The sequence below is a fragment of the Arthrobacter sp. SD1074B genome (genome assembly GCF_056780195.1).
On sequence record NZ_JBRAZT010000001.1, the window covers coordinates 2,223,275 to 2,238,194 of the forward strand.

The 14,920-nt window shown below is 68.6% G+C and carries 11 protein-coding genes and 1 tRNA gene; 9 read left to right on the top strand and 3 right to left on the bottom strand.

What is annotated here, in order from left to right; genetic code table 11:
- Positions 1-160 precede the first annotated feature (160 nt).
- Genes fdh through nrfD form a run of 3 tightly spaced genes read left to right on the top strand, consistent with a single transcriptional unit; the run spans position 161 to position 5,571 of the window.
- Positions 161-3,475, top strand: coding sequence for a formate dehydrogenase (fdh, locus tag ACUYM2_RS10270; RefSeq protein ID WP_481599972.1), 3,315 nt, complete (start codon positions 161-163; stop codon positions 3,473-3,475).
- The gene (locus ACUYM2_RS10275; RefSeq protein WP_481599973.1) at positions 3,476-4,486 is read left to right on the top strand and encodes a 4Fe-4S dicluster domain-containing protein; all 1,011 of its coding nucleotides are present in this window, start codon (positions 3,476-3,478) and stop codon (positions 4,484-4,486) included.
- Positions 4,483-5,571: an NrfD/PsrC family molybdoenzyme membrane anchor subunit gene (gene nrfD / locus ACUYM2_RS10280; RefSeq protein ID WP_481599974.1), complete on the top strand. Its 1,089-nt coding sequence runs from the start codon at positions 4,483-4,485 to the stop codon at positions 5,569-5,571. Before ACUYM2_RS10275 ends, nrfD begins: the two co-directional genes overlap by 4 nt.
- 31 nt (positions 5,572-5,602) lie before the next feature.
- Here the strand turns inward: nrfD and selD are convergent, their stop codons facing one another.
- Positions 5,603-6,628 (bottom strand): selenide, water dikinase SelD, encoded by a 1,026-nt coding sequence (gene selD / locus ACUYM2_RS10285; RefSeq protein ID WP_481599975.1) that lies wholly within the window; start codon positions 6,626-6,628, stop codon positions 5,603-5,605.
- Between the two features lie 42 nt (positions 6,629-6,670).
- Here selD and ACUYM2_RS10290 point away from each other — a divergent pair.
- The 4 genes from ACUYM2_RS10290 (at position 6,671) to ACUYM2_RS10305 (ending at position 11,061) form a co-directional block, all read left to right on the top strand.
- Positions 6,671-6,765, top strand: a tRNA-Sec gene (locus ACUYM2_RS10290).
- Positions 6,766-6,802: 37 nt separating this feature from the next.
- On the top strand, positions 6,803-8,134 hold the full coding sequence (gene selA, locus ACUYM2_RS10295; RefSeq protein WP_481599976.1) for an L-seryl-tRNA(Sec) selenium transferase: 1,332 nt from the start codon (positions 6,803-6,805) through the stop codon (positions 8,132-8,134).
- Between the two features lie 3 nt (positions 8,135-8,137).
- Positions 8,138-9,928: a selenocysteine-specific translation elongation factor gene (gene selB / locus ACUYM2_RS10300; protein ID WP_481599977.1), complete on the top strand. Its 1,791-nt coding sequence runs from the start codon at positions 8,138-8,140 to the stop codon at positions 9,926-9,928.
- A 53-nt stretch (positions 9,929-9,981) separates the two neighbouring features.
- Positions 9,982-11,061 carry a hypothetical protein gene (locus tag ACUYM2_RS10305; protein WP_481599978.1) on the top strand — a complete coding sequence of 360 codons (1,080 nt, stop codon included), beginning with the start codon at positions 9,982-9,984 and terminating at the stop codon, positions 11,059-11,061.
- Positions 11,062-11,245: 184 nt separating this feature from the next.
- Here ACUYM2_RS10305 and ACUYM2_RS10310 read toward each other — a convergent pair whose 3' ends face one another.
- Entirely contained in the window at positions 11,246-12,268 is a 1,023-nt protein-coding gene (locus ACUYM2_RS10310) for an LLM class flavin-dependent oxidoreductase (RefSeq protein ID WP_481599979.1), read from the bottom strand.
- A gap of 233 nt (positions 12,269-12,501) precedes the next feature.
- On the opposite strand from ACUYM2_RS10310, the gene ACUYM2_RS10315 reads away from it, so the two are divergent.
- Complete coding sequence (locus ACUYM2_RS10315) at positions 12,502-12,942, top strand: rhodanese-like domain-containing protein (protein ID WP_481599980.1); 441 nt, start codon at positions 12,502-12,504, stop codon at positions 12,940-12,942.
- 73 nt (positions 12,943-13,015) lie between these two features.
- Here ACUYM2_RS10315 and ACUYM2_RS10320 read toward each other — a convergent pair whose 3' ends face one another.
- The gene (locus tag ACUYM2_RS10320; RefSeq protein ID WP_481599981.1) at positions 13,016-13,591 is read right to left on the bottom strand and encodes a MarR family winged helix-turn-helix transcriptional regulator; all 576 of its coding nucleotides are present in this window, start codon (positions 13,589-13,591) and stop codon (positions 13,016-13,018) included.
- Positions 13,592-13,717: 126 nt separating this feature from the next.
- On the opposite strand from ACUYM2_RS10320, the gene ACUYM2_RS10325 reads away from it, so the two are divergent.
- A complete protein-coding gene (locus ACUYM2_RS10325; protein WP_481599982.1) occupies positions 13,718-14,770 on the top strand; it encodes an FUSC family protein in 1,053 nt (350 codons plus the stop codon).
- Positions 14,771-14,920 lie beyond the last annotated feature (150 nt).

Sequence of the window (14,920 nt, forward strand, 5' to 3'; positions counted from 1 at the left end):
CCGTTAGCGCTCATCCTAAGTCCGGATTCTGCCGTTCGACACCTCTGCGGGGGTTTTTGTGAGGCCAAAGGCACTTGGCGAAAAGCGCCAGCCACGTAGTGGTCAAACGAGCCGTAGCGACACCCTGTCGTTGGCGCTCCGGATTGTGTAGGCTCCTGCCATGGCACGGCGCAGTTTTCTTCAGTGGCCGGTCGTCCGGCAGTTCAGTACGGGCGACCTGCTGGGCCGCGGCCCGGCCGTGACTTCCCAGCGGACCAAGGACGTCACCCCTCGAACGGCCACCGCCGACCGCGTCGTGCAGAGCGTGTGTCCGTATTGTGCCGTCGGCTGTGGGCAGCGCGTCTACGTCAAAGACGAAAAGGTCGTTCAGATCGAGGGCGACCCCGATTCGCCTATTTCCCGCGGCCGGTTGTGCCCCAAGGGCTCTGCGAGCGAGCAGTTGGTCAACTCGCCGGGCCGGCAGACCGAAGTGCTCTACCGTGCGCCACGCTCCACCCGGTGGCAGCGTTTGGATCTCGAAACTGCCATCGACATGGTGGCGGACCGCTTTGTCGATTCCCGCCGCAGGACGTGGCAGCAGGAAGATGAAGAAGGCCGGTTGCTTCGCCGCACGATGGGCATAGCCTCACTGGGCGGGGCAACCCTGGACAACGAAGAGAACTATCTGATCAAGAAACTCTTCACGGCTGCCGGAGCAGTGCAGATCGAGAACCAAGCACGTATTTGACACTCTTCCACGGTTCCCAGTTTGGGAGCCTCGTTTGGACGCGGTGGCGCAACGCAATCACTGCAGGACATGGCCAACGCCGACTGCATCATCATTCAGGGTTCCAATATGGCCGAATGCCATCCTGTGGGGTATCAGTGGGTTGCGGAGGCCAAAGCCCGCGGAGCGAAGGTCATCCACGTCGACCCCAGGTTCACGCGCACCTCGGCCGTCGCGGACAAGCACATTCCCATCCGGGCCGGCTCTGACGTTGTCCTTCTGGGCGCGCTGATTAATTACGTCATCACGAATGACCTGTGGTTCAAGGAGTACGTGAGCGCGTACACCAACGCAGCCACGCTGGTCCATGCCGATTACCGCGACGCCGAGGATCTGGGCGGACTGTTCTCCGGCTACGACCCGGAGACGGGAGCGTACAGTACGGCGTCATGGTCGTACGCGGAACAGGGCGGAGGCACGATCGACGACGCCGGGGCTGGCTCCGAGCACGGCTCCCATGCGTCGGACCGTGCCGCGGGAGACCAGTTCGGCAGCGGCGGTCCTGCCCTGGAGCACGCCCAAGTGCAGCGTGACGACACCCTGCAGGACCCCCGGACCGTTTTCCAGATCCTTAAGCGGCACTACGCCCGGTACACCCCGGAGATGGTCCAGGACATGTGTGGCATAGGCGTCGCGGACTTCGAGTATCTGGCCCGTGCCATCACGGAAAACTCGGGACGCGAACGGACAACGTGCTTCGCTTACGCTGTCGGCTGGACCCAGCACTCGCTCGGAGTGCAGTTCATCCGGGCGGCCGCCATCCTGCAACTCCTGCTTGGCAACGTCGGCCGCCCGGGCAGCGGAATCATGGCGCTGCGAGGACACGCAAGCATCCAGGGTTCCACGGACATTCCCACTCTGTTCAACCTGTTGCCCGGCTACCTGCCAATGCCCAGCGCCGGGCGCCATGACACCTTCAGCGAATACCTGGATTCCATCGGGTCGAAGAAGCAGAAGGGCTTCTGGGCGGATGCGGATGCCTACGCCATCAGCCTGCTGAAGGCCTGGTGGGGCGAGGCCGCGACCGCGGATAATGACTGGGCGTACGACTACCTTCCCAGGCTGACCGGAGCGCACGGCACGTACCAGACAGTGATGGACATGCTCGAGGACAAGGTGGAGGGCTACTTCCTGCTCGGACAGAACCCCGCCGTGGGCTCCTCTAACGGCCGGATGCAACGCCTTGGCATGTCGCACTTGAAGTGGCTGGTGGTGCGCGACCTGAACCTCATCGAATCGGCGACCTGGTGGAAGGACGGCCCGGAGATCGAATCGGGGGAACTGCGCACGGAAGACATCGAGACCGAGGTGTTCTTCCTGCCTGCAGCAAGCCACGTGGAAAAGGCCGGCTCGTTCACGCAGACCCAGCGGCTGCTGCAGTGGCGGCACCAGGCCGTGGCACCGCCCGGGGAGTGCCAAAGTGAACTGCAGTTCTTCTTCGAACTGGGCCAGAGGATCCGCGAAAAACTGGCGGGTTCAGAGGACGAACGTGACCGTCCGCTGCTCGACCTCACCTGGGACTACCCCACCGACGAGCACGGCGAGCCCGACGGCGAGGCGGTGCTGGCCGAGATCAACGGCCGTCACCTCAGTGGCCCGGACGCGGGCAAGCCACTCTCCGCGTATACCGAGCTGCGCGCCGACGGTTCCACGTCGGCGGGTTGCTGGATTTACACCGGCGTATACGCCGACGGCATCAACCATGCCGCCAACCGGAAACCGGGCCAGGAGCAGGGACCTGCGGCCTCGGAATGGGGCTGGGCGTGGCCGGCCAACCGCCGGATCCTCTACAACCGGGCGTCGGCCGACCCGGCCGGTAAACCGTGGAGCGAGCGGAAGAAATACATCTGGTGGGACCAGGAGCAGGGACGGTGGGTCGGAGACGACGTGCCCGACTTCCCGGTTGACCGCGCTCCGGGCAGCCAGCCTGACCCCGGTCTCGGTGGTCCGGCCGCCCTGAGCGGAGATGATCCCTTCATCATGCAATCAGACGGCAAGGGCTGGTTGTTCGCGCCGAAGGGCGTCGTCGACGGTCCCCTTCCCACCCACTATGAACCGCAGGAATCGCCGGTGGCCAATGGCCTTTACCCGCAACAGCAAAATCCGGCCCGGCTGGTGTATCCACTCGCGGACAACCTCAGTGCCCCAAGTGCCGGTATCAGTGGCTCGGACGTCTATCCCTACGTCTTCACCACCTACCGGCTGACCGAACACCACACTGCAGGCGGAATGAGCCGCTGGTTGCCGTACCTCTCGGAGCTGCAGCCGGAGATGTTCTGCGAGGTCTCCCCCGAACTGGCCGCCGAGCGCGGACTCGAGCCCTACGGGTGGGCCACGATCATTTCGGCACGCTCCGCCATCGAGGCGAAGGTGCTGGTCACCGAACGGATGAAGCCTCTGGCCGTCGGCGGCCACATCGTCCATCAGATCGGGTTGCCCTACCATTGGGGCGTCGGAGCGGATGCTGTCGTCAGCGGTGACGCGGCCAATGACCTGTTGGGCGTGACGCTGGACCCCAACGTCCAGATCCAGGAATCCAAGGTTGCCTCCTGTGACATCCGCCCGGGCCGCCGGCCGCGCGGGGCTGGGCTCCTTGACCTGGTTGCTGAGTACCAGGCCAGGGCCGGAGCCACAATCGAGACCGGGAACCGACTCCTTACCGATCGGGGCGGCAGCGCTCCGGATGCCGACTCAACGTTGGAGGACTAGATGGGCCAGTTATCCGGACCGACCGACCCCGCCGCCGATGCCCGGTGGGAGCATCAGCACCCGCGCAAGGGGTTCTTCACAGACACCTCCATCTGCATCGGCTGCAAGGCCTGCGAAGTGGCCTGCAAGGAGTGGAACCACAACCCCCAAGACGGGAAGCTGGAGCTGCTGGGCTCCTCCTATGACAACACCGGAGGCCTCGGCGCCAGCACCTGGCGGCATGTCGCCTTCGTCGAACAGGGCCAGGAACGCATTACCGAGGCACGGGAGTCCGGGCGCGCGCTGGTCAATCTCGGCATGCCCCGCATCGGCCCTCCCCCGACTGCAGCGTCCACCGGGCCGGACCTGGCAAAGGTGGATACGACGCCGCCGGACACGGCGGACTTCCGCTGGTTGATGTCCTCCGATGTCTGCAAGCACTGCACGCACGCCGGGTGCCTGGATGTCTGCCCCACCGGAGCGCTATTCCGCACGGAGTTCGGCACGGTGGTGGTCCAGGACGACGTATGCAACGGCTGCGGAACATGCGTGGCGGGGTGTCCGTTCGGCGTGATTGAGCGCCGCAGTGACGGCATGGTGGCGGTGGCAGCCCAGCGGGAGGAAACGCACGCCAAGCCTCCCGCCGACCCCAACGTCGGCGTCGCCCAGAAGTGCACGCTGTGCTACGACCGCCTGGTCAACGATGAGACGCCCGCTTGCGCCAAAGCCTGCCCGACGACGTCCATCAAATTCGGCGACCACGACGACATGGTGGAGACGGCCCGGGAACGGGTGGCCTCGCTGCACGAGCAGGGACTCACCGAAGCCAGGCTCTATGGTGCGAACGAACTGGACGGCGTCGGCGGAACCGGAGCTGTCTTCCTCCTGCTCGACGAACCGGAAGTCTACGGGCTTCCGCCGGATCCGAGGGTGCCCACCGCCGATCTGCCGCAGATGTACCGGCGGGCCGGTATGGCCGTCGCCGGCATGGCCGCCGCCGCGGCGTTGGCTTTCCTGGGAGGGCGCGCGTGACCCACTCTGAGTTCGACAGCTTTCGGCCGCCCGAGCCCGCCCGCCGTCGCAGGGCTGGTGGCAAGCGCGGCACCGGACGCCGCGACGGCGGTGACGGGTCCCGTGAGATGCCCATGGTTCCGGAACCGGAGTTCACCTCGTACTACGGCCGTCCGGTGGTCAAGCCGGCACCCTGGACCGAAGATGTGGCCGCCTACCTGTTCCTTGGCGGTGTCGCAGCCGGTTCTGCGCTGCTTGGTCTCGGTGGCCAGCTGACCGGGCGGCCGACGCTGCGCCGGAATGCCCGGCTGAGTGCCCTGACGGCAGCAGGCTTGGGCGCTGTTGCCCTGGTTAAGGATCTGGGCAGGCCGGAGCGCTTCCTGAACATGCTGCGGACCATCAAGCTGACTTCGCCGATGAGTGTGGGCTCGTGGATCCTGAGCGCCTTCAGCGTCGGCACGGCCGTCTCGGCGGCAGCGGAAGTCGATCGGATGACGGGGGCGCGGTTGCCGCTGGGTCCGTTGCGGAACCTGCTGTACGCGGTCGAGGGACCGGCCGGCTTCGAGGCCGCGTTTTTCGCCGGGCCGCTGGCGGCGTACACGGCGGTCCTGCTCGGTGACACGGCCACCCCCACCTGGAACGCCGCGCATGAGGAACTGCCCTTCGTTTTCGTGAGTTCCGCGGCCCTCGCTTCTGCCGGGCTCGCGATGATCACGACTCCGGTACCTGAAGCGGGTCCGGCCCGGAAGCTCGCGGTGCTGGGCGTGATGGGTGACGTGGTTGCCATGCGGGTGATGGAGCACCGGATGGACCCGGTGGTGGCCGAGCCCCTGCACCAGGGCACGGCAGGTGTCATGCTGAAATGGAGCGAGCGCTTGGCCGCTGCGGGCGGACTGGGGGCACTGCTGGGCGGGCGCAACCGGGCGGTGGCCGCGGCTTCGGGGCTGGCCCTGCTGGCCGCCTCGGCGCTGACCCGGTTCGGCGTGTTCGAGGCCGGCCTTGCCTCGGCCCGGGACCCGCGTTACACGATCGAACCGCAGAAGAACCGTCTCGCCGCCCGCCGAGCCGCCGGCATCACCGGCGATTCGATCACCACTGCCAGCTGAACGCTCCGCCGTGGTCTAGGGGATTTCGGGCTCAGCGGATCTCGATGCCCTGGCCGACGACAGTACGCCCGATCACCGGGTAGCCGGGCACCTCGCCCACGACGAGCAGGCCGCCGGAGGTCTGGGCATCGGCCAGCAGCAGCAGATCGTCTTCAGTGACGCCCGCGGCGGCCCGCAGGTGCGGCCGAACCCAATCGAGGTTGCGCCGCGTCCCGCCGGAGACAAAGCCGTCCCGCAGCGCTTCCCGGGCGCCCTCCACGAGTGGCACCGCCGCCCGGTCGATCACCGCCCCCACCCCGGAGGCGCGGCACATTTTGTACAAGTGTCCTAGCAGACCGAAGCCCGTCACGTCCGTGGCTGCACGCACGCCGGCCTCCACCGCCGACTCTGCCGCGTCACGGTTGAGGCGCGTCATCGACGCTACCGCTTCCGCGAACACGTCACCGGTCTGCTTGTGCCGGTTGTTCAGCAGCCCGACGCCGATCGGCTTGGTGAGCGTGAGCGGCAGCCCGGGCTGGGCGGCGTCGTTGCGCAGCAACCGGTCGGGATGGGCGACGCCGGTGACCGCCATGCCGTACTTCGGCTCCGGATCGTCAATCGAATGCCCGCCGATCACCGGGCACGCTGCCTCGGCGGCGACACTCAAGCCGCCGCGGAGGACTTCAGTCATCAACTCCAGGGGCAGCACGCCGCGCGGCCAGCCGACGAGATTGATCGCCATGATCGGGCGGCCGCCCATCGCATAAATGTCCGAAAGCGCGTTGGCTGCAGCGATCCGGCCCCAGTCAAAGGCATCGTCGACCACGGGAGTGAAGAAGTCGGCGGTGGACAATACCGCCAGGTCGCCGCGCACCAGGACAGCGGCGGCGTCGTCGCCGCTGTCAAGACCGACCAGCACGTCCGCGCCTGGCTGGCCGGTAAGGCCGCGCACCGCTTCTTCCAGCTCGCCGGGCGGAATCTTGCAGGCACAGCCACCACCGTGGGCATAGCCGGTGAGCCGGACTGCGCCGACGCCGTCGTTGTTAAGTTGCGGAATAGACGTCTCTGTCTCGTTCACTCCCCTAGGGTACCCCCGGGCGCCATCTGCTACATTGATCCCGGTGGCGTCCGGGTCCTGGTGGGCCCCCCGGTCTTCAAAACCGGTGAGGCTGAGTATCTCGGCCTGGCGGGTTCGATTCCCGTCCGCCTCCGCCAACCACCGGCACGCAACGCCGCGGAAGGAAGAGGGACTGTGGACCAGGTCGATCCCCGCCGCCTGATACCGCGCACCGACGATCTGCTGGCCCTGCCGGCCGTCCGCGCGGCCCGGAATCGTCTGAGTGCACGGCTCATCCGCGAACTCGTCCAGCAAACCCAGGAGCAGGCGCGGCGCGGTGACCTCGATCCCGGCCAGGTGGCACCGGCCCTGCTGGCCGCCGTCGCTGCCCGTACGGCGACCACCCTGCGCCCGGTGCTCAACGCGACCGGCGTCGTCGTCCACACCAACCTCGGCCGCGCGCCGCTGTCTGCGGCCGCGGTTGAAGCTCTTGTCGCAGCCAGCGGTTACGTGGACGTGGAGCTCGACCTCGCAACCGGCAGCCGCGCCCGCCGCGGCGCTGGTGCCCGGGCTGCATTGCTCGCCGCCTGCCCTGCTGCCGAGGACGCGCTGGTGGTCAACAACGGGGCTGCGGCGCTGGTGCTGGCCACCACAGCCCTCGCCGGCGGCCGGGAGGTGGTGGTGAGCCGCGGCGAACTGGTGGAGATCGGTGCCGGCTTCCGGCTGCCGGACCTGATCGAATCTACGGGCGCGATGCTGCGGGAGGTGGGCACGACCAACCGGACGCACCTGCGGGACTACGCCGACGCCCTCGGACCGGCCACCGGCTGCGTACTCAAGGTCCACCCGAGCAACTTTCGGGTGGACGGATTCACCTCCGCTGTTCCCTTGGACGAACTGAGCCCGCTGGCCGCGGCGCACGGGGTTGCCCTCGTGGCCGATCTCGGCAGTGGACTGCTGGCGCCCGATCCGCACCTCCCCGATGAACCGGACGCTGCCACTGCGCTGGCCAGCGGGGCCGACGTCGTCATCGCCAGCGGCGACAAACTGCTGGGCGGACCCCAGGCCGGTTTGCTGCTCGGCCGGGCGGAGATCATCTCCCGGCTGGCGCGCCACCCGCTCGCCCGAGCGGTGCGGGCCGACAAACTAGCCCTTGCGGCGCTGGAGGCGACGGTCGCGGGCGAGGCACCGCCGGTTGTCCGGGCCCTGCATGCGGACCCGGAGTGGTTGCGGAACCGTACCGAGCGGCTCGCCGCTGCCCTCGCCGTACCGGTCGTCGCGCACGACGGCCGGGTCGGCGGCGGCGGAGCACCCGGTGTCCCCCTGCAGGGGTGGGCGCTCCGGCTCCCCGAAGCGTTCGCGGGCCCCTTGCGTACCGGCGACCCGGCCGTGCTCCCGCGCGTCCATGACGGCTCCTGCCTGCTCGATCTGCGCTGCGTGCCCGAAGAGGACGATGACCGGATACTCGACGCGGTGCGCCAGGTGCAGGCGATCCTGCAGGGTTCGAATGCGGGCAGGGCGGACTGAACCGTGCATGTCGTTGCCACCGCCGGACACGTCGATTGCGGCAAGAGCACGCTGGTGCGCGCGCTTACCGGCATGGAGCCGGACCGCTGGGAGGAAGAGCGGCGGCGCGGGCTGACCATCGACCTGGGCTATGCCTGGACCACGCTGCCTTCCGGGCAGGATGTTGCCTTCGTGGACGTTCCTGGCCACGAACGATTCCTCGGTAACATGCTCGCCGGAATCGGACCGGCTCCGGTGGTCTGCTTCGTCGTCGCTGCTGATGAAGGGTGGCAGGCGCAGTCAAGCGACCACCGCGACGCCATCGCGGCGCTGGGCATCGAGTACGGCGTCGTGGTCATCAGCCGGGCTGACCGGGCGCCCGGGCAGATTGCTGAGGTGCTCGCCCGGACCCGCAGGGAGCTGGCCGGAACCGGCCTGGCGGACGCGCCCGCAGTGGCTGTCTCTGCCATCGCGGGCACCGGCCTGGCGGAATTGCGTGCCACGCTCGACGGCGTTCTGGCCGGGGTGCCTGCCCCCGCCACCACGGGGCGGCTCCGGCTGTGGGTGGACCGCTCGTTTACCATCAAGGGTGCCGGAACCGTGGTGACCGGAACATTGGCGGCGGGAACGCTCGCTCAAGGTGACCGCCTGCAGCTGCTCGGCCACGACGGTTCGCGGCCCGTGGTGGTCCGCGGCCTGCAAAGCCGCGACGAGTCATACTCCTCGCTGGGGCCGGTCAACCGGGTGGCGCTGAACCTGCGCGATGTTTCGGCCGCCGACGTCCGCCGGGGAGATGCGCTGCTGACCCCCGACGCGTGGGCCGTCACGGCCGTCCTGGGCATCCAGCGCACTACCGGCGTGGCCTATACGGACGTACCGGAGCAGCTCATGGTGCATGCCGGCACTGCTGCCGTGCCTGCCCGGCTGCGCCCCTTCGGTGCCGACCATGCCCGGCTTGTCCTGGACCGGCGCCTGCCGCTCGTGCTCGGAGACCGCCTGGTACTGCGGGACCCCGGGAGCCGCACGGTGCTGGGCGGTGCGCAGGTGCTGGACGCCGATCCGCCGGCTCTGCGGCGGCGCGGAGACGGCGCCCACTGGGCGGAGCGGCTCGCAGGAATGGATGCCGCCGGAGATGTGCTGGCGGAAGTGGCACGCCGCGGGGCCGTGCAGGAAGGACACCTGCGCCGGCTCGGGCTGTTGGCGGGGCATGAGGCGGCGCCCCCCGGCGTCCGGGTTCTCGGCGATTGGTGGGTGCACGCTCCCGTCTTCGAGGCGTGGCAGCAGCGGCTGCGGACGGCGCTCGGGCAACTGCACGAGCGCGATCCCCTCACCCCAGGGCTGTCCCGGGGCGCGGCCCGGGACCTTCTCAACCTTCCCGATGAGCGGCTTCTTGACCCGGTCATCCGCGCGGCAGGCCTCGAACAGGAGGCCGGCCACGTCCGGCTGCCAGGCACCCAAGGCGACCTTGGCGCCGTCGGGCCGGCGGTCGCGGAGCTGGAGCGCAAGCTGACCGCGAACGCCTTCCATGCCCCGGAAGCCGATGAGTTGGCCGCGCTGGGCCTGGGCGCGCGGGAGCTCGCTGCCGCCGAGCGCACCGGGCGGCTGCTGCGGCTGCGCGATGGGGTGGTGCTGCTCCCTACGGCACCGGCCCTGGCGATGCGCGAACTGGCCCGCCTGGAGCAGCCCTTCACCACGAGCCACGCACGGCAAGCCCTCGGCACAACTCGCCGGGTCGCGGTCCCGTTGCTTGAATATCTGGACTCACGCGGCTGGACCCGGCGCCTGGACGCCGGTCACCGCACCGTGGTGCGGTGACCCGGGGCGCTTAGCCTCTCGCCCCGAAAGGCTGCGAGTCCTACTGTGGAACCATGCACGCCGCAGCTACGAACGCCTTGGCAATTCCGCCGGTATCAGTGCACCGTCCCACGACGGCCGCTGAAGACGCCATCACCCTCGCCGCCGGGGTCTGGCTCCTCACCGGCACGTACGTGGACGGCTGGGCCCACAACAACCTCCACGACCTTGAGACCTTCTTCACTCCCTGGCACGCGGTTCTCTACTCGGGCTTTGCTGCCTGCGCCCTTTGGCTCGCCGCCCTGACGTGGCGCCGGCATGCACCGGGCGCGCGATGGACGGACGCGATCCCGGCCGGCTACGGAGCCGCGGCGGCCGGCGTCGTCCTCTTCCTGGCCTCCGGGGCGGCCGACTTCGCCTGGCATTCGGTCTTCGGCATTGAGCAGAACCTCAAGGCGCTCTTCAGCCCGTCGCATCTGGGACTCGCTGCTGGCGGGTTCCTCATCCTCAGCGCGCCGTTTTCCGCCGCATGGCACGCGCCGGAGCGGTCCCGGGCACAGCTGGTGCCGGCCTTCGTGAGCGCGATGCTTTCGGGCATGGTTGCGGCGTTCATCCTGCAGGAGTTCGCTGTCTTTGCGCGCCACGGGCTTGTCCAGACGTACGTCGGCTCCGCGGCCCAGCCCGCGGTGACGGCTCCGACATCGTCGGCCATCCTGGTCGCCCTGGGATCGTTCTTCGTCTCGACGGCCGTGCTCTTCGTGCCCGTCCTGCTGCTGTCGCTGCGCTGGCGCCTGAACCCGGCCGTGCCTGCGGCCATGGCGTTCGTCCCCTCCGTGGCGATGCAGCTTATGGTCGCGCTGCGGGACGCCTGGCTCGTGCCGGCGGCCCTTGTAGGTTCCGTGCTCGTGGGAGTTGTGTGGGCGGTGGTCCGCCCGGCTCCGGGCCGCCACGGAAGGATCATGACCGCGGCGGCCCTCTCCCCCTTGGTGTTCTGGGCCGCATACTTCGCCGGGGTGGCGCTCCGCGACGGGGCGCTCAGCTTCTCCCCCGAGATTTGGGGCGGGACGCTCGCCTGGACCGGGCTGGAGATGCTGGGCCTCGCCGTGCTCGCGCTCAAAGGGGGCGCTCCGGCAGGCATGCAGCATCAGCGATAGCACCGCCGACGCCTTCCCGTGACGAGTTCGTCCCGCCGACGTAGAATCCCGCTGGACAAGGAGCGCCGGGCGGCGCGGCGCCACGGCCAATGGAAGGGGACGCCATGCGCCATCCAACGACCAGCCCTGAAGCTGCCGCCGCCGCTAATTCAGCAGTCTCCCAGGGGGAATCTGCCACGCGGGGTCAGCGCCAGCCGAGCTGCGGCGCCACATACTTCAGAATCGACTCGATGACGTGGGCGTTGTAGTCGACACCGAGCTGGTTCGGGACCGTGAGCAGTAGGGTGTCTGCCTGGGCGATCGCCTCGTCCTCCGCCAGCTTCGCGGCCAGCTCATCCGGGGCACCCGCGTAGGACCGGCCAAAGATTGCGCGCGTTTTCTCGTCGATGTTGCCCACCTGGTCGGAGCTGTGGCGGTCGCGGCCGAAGTATTGCCTGTCGCGTTCGTCGGTCAGGGCGAAGATGCTACGGCTGACCGAAACGCGCGGCTCCCGCTCGTGCCCCGCCTCCTTCCAGGCCTGCCGGTAGAGCTCGATCTGCTCGGCCTGCTGGACGTGGAAAGGCTTGCCGCTCTCGTCATCCTTGAGCGTGGAGCTCTGCAAGTTCATGCCGAGCTTCGCCGCCCAGATGGCCGTGGCGTTCGAGCCGGAACCCCACCAGATGCGCTCACGCAGGCCCTCCGAGTGTGGCTCCACGCGCAGCAGGCCCGGAGGGTTTGGGAACATCGGGCGGGGGCTCGGCGCCGCGAAGCCCTCACCAGTGAGCACCTCGAGCAGGCGCTCCGTGTGCCGGCGGCCCATATCGGCGTCCGACTCGCCCTCGGCGGGGGCGAAGCCGAAGTGACGCCACCCGTCGATGACCTGCTCGGGTGAACCCCTACTGATGCCCAGCTGCAGCCGGCCGCCAGAGATCAGATCGGCCGCGCCGGCGTCCTCCGCCATGTAGAGCGGGTTCTCATAGCGCATGTCGATCACGCCGGTACCAATCTCGATGCGGCTCGTCCGTGCCCCGATGGCGGCGAGCAGCGGGAACGGGGAGGCGTACTGCCGCGCGAAGTGGTGGACGCGGAAGTACGCGCCGTCCGCCCCCAGCTCCTCGGCCGCGACCGCGAGGTCGATCGCCTGCAAGAGCGCGTCCGACGCGCTGCGCGTGCCGGACTCCGGGTGGTCGGTCCAATGGCCAAAGGACAGGAACCCTATGTTTTTCACACCACACGGCAACCTCTTGGCGGGGGTTCTTATTCCCGCGCGCCCTCAGCCTCGGCTCTCCTCCCGCGGCACGGGCGAGCCCGCCCGACAACAGGGTCGGGCATGGCACGAATTGCGTGGCTGACGTGTATTGACATGATTCCCCCCATGCCCTTGGATTGGTGACCAAAATAGCTCATGGTTCCGCTTGGGGTGGAACGACCGACGGATCAGCAGGCAGAGCGAGGAAAACCGTGAAGCAGTGTGACTTTTCCGATGACGGCGTTCCGATCTGCCAACGGGTTTTAAATCCGAGCGCTTCCCCTGCGACCCTCACGATCAGCGAATTACTACGTGAGAGCCGCAGGGGGCTCGAGCGTGTTCACGCTTCGGATCTTGAGCGGGAGATGGCAGCGGGCGCCCTTGTTGTCGACACGCGGCCGGTCGATCAGCGAGACCGCGACGGTGATCTTCCGGGAGCGGTCGTTATTGACCGAAACGTTCTTGAGTGGCGGTTGGATCCTTCCAGCCCCCACCGGCTCCCGATCGCTGACGACCCCGCACGGCGGATCGTGGTGGTCTGCAATGAGGGTTACAGCTCCAGTCTCGCTGCACACACCCTGCGACGGCTGGGACTGACCCGTGCGACCGACCTTATCGGCGGTTTCCAAGCCTGGGCAGCGTTGCGCAAATAGTCCCTCTGAACAAACTGCCGGCGTCGGGAGTCGGCAGGGCTGATGACCACCGCGCGTCGCGCGCTGCTGCGGCTCATCCGGAGGACTCGAGCGCGCCGTTCCGCCGGTCCTTGCCGGACCCGGTCTGGTGGCCTCGTCCTTGCTCCCACGAGGAGGTCAGTGCCCGCAGGGGATCGACCAAGCCCTCGGTGGCCCAGGCCGGGGCTTCAGCGAGTAGGGCATCTTCGAGGGCGAGCTGGGCGGGAATCACCTCGTCCACGAGCGCGGCGCCAGTCTCGGTGAGGACGAGCAGGGACGAGCGGCCGTCGGCCGGGTTGGCCGTCCGGCTCAGCAGTCCCCGAGCCTGGAGGGCGTTCAGCCGCATGGTGATCGCGGAGCGCGGGGCAAGCAGCGTCTGGGCCAGCGTCGTTGGGCTCAGAGGTTCGGCCGAACGGCGCAGCGCGGAAAGCACGTCCAGCTCGCCGCGGGTGAGCCCGTAGTCGGCGAGGAAGGCGTCGCTGGCTTCGAGGATGAGGCGGGAAGCGCGCAGCACGCGGTGGATCACCCCGAGGCTGGTGAAGCTCAGGTCCGGGCGCAGCCGGGCCCACTCACGCTGCATCCGGTCCACGACGTCGCCATGAGCGGGCGGGCTGTCTGCGTCCTGATCCATCCGGCTCCTCCGCGCCTCCGTGGCGGTCGCCTCGGTCAACCACAATAGTAGTTCATAGGTGTAGTAACCTTGAGGTACTTCATTCCTGTACCACCTCGGAAGGTTAAAATGACGCAGGCCATCCCCATGCGGTCCTGGTGGGCGGCAGTCTTCGACCTGGGCCCGCATGCCGGCGCCCATTGGACCGCCCTGCGCGCAAGCCTGGCGATCTTCGTGCCGCTGGTGGCTTGCTTGGCGTCCGGTCGCGGCGACCTGCTGCTGTATGCGGCGATCGGTGCCTTCGCCGCCCTGTACGGCCGACACGAGCCGGCTCGGGTACGCCTAGCCATGCAGGCGCAGGCGGGCGTGGTGCTGGTGGTCGGCGTCGTCGTCGGCGCCCTAGTGGCGACCGTCCCGTTCCGGCTCTGGCTGCTCGTCCCGGTCGCGGCCGCCTGGGCCGGCGTCGCGGTAGTGCTGGCCGAGCTGGGCCGATGGCACCCGACCGGAGCTCTCAACCCGGTCTTCGCCCTCACAGCCTCGGCCACGGTCCCGATCGCGCTGAACACGGTGCCCGCAGCCGCCCTCGCTGCAGCTGGCGCGGCCGTCTTCGCGCTGCTGCTCGCCCTCCCGGGTCGCACCGACCGCGACGGCGGCGACCCAGTGCGGTATCGGCCGTCGTGGCGCGGCCTACGCCCGTCCGACCCGGTGGGCCGCCACGCCGCCCGCTATCTGCTCGGTATCGCCGCCGCCGGCCTCGCCGTCGCGACCAGCGGCATCGGCCACCCCTACTGGACCTTCGTCACGGCATCCGTCCCCATGTCGGCACCGGACCTGCACGCCCGCCTCACGCGCGCCGCCCAGCGGGTGATCGGCACCGCCGCCGGCCTCGGCGTCGCAGCCCTCGTCCTGGCCGCCCACCCCACCAGCTATGCCGCGATCATCGTGATCGCCGCGCTCCAGGCGTGCACCGAGCTGACGACCGGGCGCAACTACAGCCTCGGCCTGGTCTTCTTCACCCCGATGGCCCTTCTGCTTGGCAATCTCATGCTGCCAGCCCCGATCGGCACCCTCCTGACTGAGCGCGCCCTCGAGACCGTCATTGGCCTCACCATCGCCCTGGCCGCCACCGTCATTACCCACGAAAGGCGCACTCTAACGAGCCGGACCCCACCGCGCGATCATCTGCTCGACCACGTGTAAAGGCGGCCACGTGGAAGAAAAATATGAATTGTCCCCGGTCGTGGACAGCGGACCGGATCCGGGGGCGGGATGCGCTGCTTCTTCGGCGCCGTCGTGTCCTCCGTCAACATGGCATCGATCACCCTCGTCCGGACAGCCCAATGCAACACT

What these genes read in the sequence shown, in the direction of transcription:
- ACUYM2_RS10275 (WP_481599973.1), top strand. Translation starts at nt 3,476, where the DNA reads ATGGGCCAGTTATCCGGACCGACCGACCCCGCCGCCGATGCCCGGTGG.
- ACUYM2_RS10305 (WP_481599978.1), top strand. Translation starts at nt 9,982, where the DNA reads ATGCACGCCGCAGCTACGAACGCCTTGGCAATTCCGCCGGTATCAGTG.
- ACUYM2_RS10320 (WP_481599981.1), bottom strand. Translation starts at nt 13,591, where the DNA reads ATGGATCAGGACGCAGACAGCCCGCCCGCTCATGGCGACGTCGTGGAC.
- ACUYM2_RS10325 (WP_481599982.1), top strand. Translation starts at nt 13,718, where the DNA reads ATGCGGTCCTGGTGGGCGGCAGTCTTCGACCTGGGCCCGCATGCCGGC.